Consider the following 3,354-nt stretch of genomic DNA (forward strand, 5'->3'; position numbering starts at 1 on the left):
ACAGATGCCCGCGAACAGCGTCGATTTCATTCTCACCGACCCACCGTATCTGGTGAACTACCGCGACCGCGATGGGCGCACGATTCAGAATGATGCCGATGACACCTGGCTCAAGCCGGCGATGGCAGAAGCGTATCGGGTGTTGAAGCAGGACCGGGTAGCCGTGATGTTCTACGGATGGACGAAGGTCGATGCGTTCTTCGAAGCATGGCGCGCTGCAGGTTTCCAGCCTGTCGGACACATCGTCTTTCGCAAGAGCTATAGCTCGAAGAGCAGGTTCCTTCGCTATCAGCATGAGCAAGCATTTCTGCTGGCCAAGGGGAGCCCCCCGTTGCCGAAGCAGCCGCTCGGCGATGTGATGGATATGCCATATAGCGGCAACAAACTTCATCCCACACAGAAACCTGTAGAAGCTCTGGCTCCTTTGGTCCGCTGCTTCTCACTTCCCGAAGAGCTGGTACTCGATCCCTTCGCAGGCAGTGGAAGCTCATGTGCAGCCGCATTGCTCGCAGGCCGCAAGTACATCGGCGTGGAAATGGACGATGCGTACTTTCACCATGCCAGTGACCGTCTGAACAGAGTCCACCGGAGGATCGCTGCAAAGCGGTCCCCCGGAATGGGCATTCCCACGCGAGTTTGATTTTGCTCGCGGGCCTGCCGCGCCTCAAGGCGCACATGTTCTTCAATCATCTGGCTCCAGCCTTGACCCACGGCATGCCCGCGAATCCTCTGCTGATCATGGTGGGAATGCCCAGATCTGATGAATTTGCGATCACAAACCGGAGTGGATGAGTGAATTGGCCTGATATCACCAAACGAGGGTTACTTCCGGATTGCCGGTGACTCACCTTGAGCGAGCCTGGGGCGCGAGGAACCTCAACAGGCGCGATTACCGTCTTTCATTGCCGCGCACGTGCGGACGACGCGATCATATCCGCAGAAATATGACATCGGCCGCGTTCTACGAGCTGATTGGATTGTGGCTTCGATCGCGAGAAGGAGCGAACCGGAGAAAAGGTTCTCTCAAGCCTTACCAATATTCTGCATTCGCAGGAAAACTCCTGCTCGGATAGACTCTGAAGAAGCCTAGGAGGGAGTTGCATGCGAATGCAGGTTAGTCGTTTCTTCTCCGTTTGTTTGACCGTCTGCACATTGGCCGGCGTTGCACAAAGCCCGGACTTCAACCCACGGTTCGCCGTGGAGTGGGGCTCAAACGCTGTTGGTCTGAAGGTGGTCGAACAGTATGATCGCGAACGCCTCTTTCGGTCTCGGCTAGACGAAGCAGGAAATCCAGTAACCGGGGAACGCGCACGTCCTCTGCAGACTCTCATCTGGTACCCGGCAGAGAAGGGCAGTCAGTCCAGCATGACTGCCGGAGACTATCTTGCCCTGGCAGCTACGGAAATGAGTTTCGGCAACCCGCAGACGACGCCGAGCGGCAAGTACTGGGCTGGAACTCTCGGCACGAGGGTAACAGAGGCTATGCATTCCGTCAGAGACGCAAAGCCGCTCGCTAGAAAATATCCCGTAATCATCTATTCCCCAAGCTTCTCGTCGATCGCCTGGGAGAACGCAGATCTCTGCGAATACCTCGCCAGCTTTGGGTATGTTGTCATCGCGGCGCCGGGTATGGGTGTGAATACCCGCGAATCCACACATGATCTGGAAGACGCGGAGGCTCAGGCTGCGGACGTCTCATTTCTTATCGGCTTTGCACATTCACTGCCCGACACGGACATGACGCGGATCGCTGTCATGGGTTTCAGTTGGGGCGGATTAGCGGACGTTCTGGCGGCCGCGCACGATGATCGCATCGATGCGCTCGTCTCACTCGACGGCAGTGAGCGCTATTTTCCCGGCATTGTGAAGGCCTCTGGCTACGCCGATCCGGAAAAGATGAAGATCCCACTCATCTACTTTGAAGAGGCTGATCAATCGGTCGAAAGCGAGGACCAGATCACGTCGCGCTTTCACAGCGGAGGCCCAAGTGTGCTCAACGCATGGGAGCACGGCGATCTCTTCACAGCGCGCATGCTGGGCATGTTTCATCCGGCCTTCTACTCCTTCTCCTACCGCCATAGTCGGCTGTGGCAGAACGAGGTCCCAAACAATCTCCAGATCGCGGATTACGATTACAACGACTGCTTGCTCCAGTTCTCATGGGTGATGCGCTATACACGTGCCTTTTTTGACGGATACCTCAAGAACGACAGCGCCGCACTAGCTATGCTGAAGACCTCGCCGACTGTGAATGGCGTCCCCAAACACTCGATGTCCATGAGATTTCGCGCGGCAACCAACGTGATTGCAAAGCCAGACCCCTCATCGCGTTAAGCATAGAGTATCCAACGGAGATCAGTTCGCGGGAGCGCAAGTGTCGCATGCGTCAAAGTACAACCTTCGTTCAGCGGAACCGCCAGGCAGAAACCTGCTCCTTGGAAGATTGTTTTTGGCTCGATGCTGCATTTGCACGCAAATAGCTCACGTTCTCGATTCCGAATTATCGGCCACGATCTGCTAAATCGCAGAGCGTGGTTGCGCAGAGTATTCTCGCCGGATCGCCGGTTCGCCCCCCAGCGCTGTTACCTGACCGCGAGGCCGGAATACGTCTCTGTGTACTCCTCGCCGTTGCACCCGAGGCTTTTGGTCGGATGGCCGACAATCCCGAAGCGACCGATCCGCCTCGGTTTGTGCATCATCGCCAATGAACTCATTTAGCCGTGATGGGCAACCTGAATTAGGCTTCTCACTTGTGAAGGGCTTTGACTGAGATCAGTGGCTAGTCTCCCTTCGTGGTCCCGCTTACTCTCAAAATGAGAAATATCCTCTCCGGACACCCCCAAATAGAAAAGAAGCGCCTAGGCAGTCGAGAGAGAATCTCTGCGCCTGCGCGACGCAACCAAATATGACCTTTCCTGCGTGCCTCAACCACCGTGATATGTGTCTCCGGATTATTGCCTCAGATGGAATAGTGCGTCGCAAAAGGTAATAATCGCGACCCCAATTCTCGCCTACCTTCGCTCCAGACGTTGCAACCGAGAGTACCCACTCGCCGGAGATGCAAACGAAAGGAGCAATAATGCAAATCACCCTTCCCATCAAACGGCCTCACCTCCGGCGCTTGATTGAACGCGCCCGAAGGCTGTCAATCCCATCGCTGGTGTTTCTTGCAGCTCTGCCGGTCTACGCACAATCCACTGGCAGCGATCCGTGGGACAACGCAGTCAACGTCCTCAAAACCGCCTTTACGGGAACGATCGCGACGGGCCTAAGCCTTGTCGCCATTGTGGTCGGTGGACTGATGTTCGCCTATGGCGAAGGCCAGTCGAAGAAGATGCTCGCCGGGATCGTCTT

3 protein-coding genes are annotated in these 3,354 nt (G+C 56.0%); all 3 read left to right on the forward strand.

Features of this window, described 5'->3' with window-relative positions; all coding sequences use genetic code 11:
- The coding region (locus GSQ91_RS18785) for a DNA methyltransferase (protein ID WP_371417127.1) at positions 1 to 640 on the forward strand (640 nt) is incomplete at its 5' end.
- A 467-nt stretch (positions 641 to 1,107) separates the two neighbouring features.
- Positions 1,108 to 2,334, forward strand: a complete 1,227-nt coding sequence (locus tag GSQ91_RS18790) for a dienelactone hydrolase family protein (protein ID WP_158823308.1) — start codon at positions 1,108 to 1,110, stop codon at positions 2,332 to 2,334.
- 745 nt (positions 2,335 to 3,079) lie between these two features.
- The coding region (locus GSQ91_RS18795; protein WP_158823309.1) for a TrbC/VirB2 family protein at positions 3,080 to 3,354 on the forward strand (275 nt) is incomplete at its 3' end.

It is taken from the genome of Granulicella sp. S156, assembly GCF_009766105.1.
Classification (GTDB): Bacteria; Acidobacteriota; Terriglobia; order Terriglobales; family Acidobacteriaceae; genus Granulicella.

What these genes read in the sequence shown, in the direction of transcription:
- GSQ91_RS18790 (WP_158823308.1), top strand. Translation starts at nt 1,108, where the DNA reads ATGCAGGTTAGTCGTTTCTTCTCCGTTTGTTTGACCGTCTGCACATTG.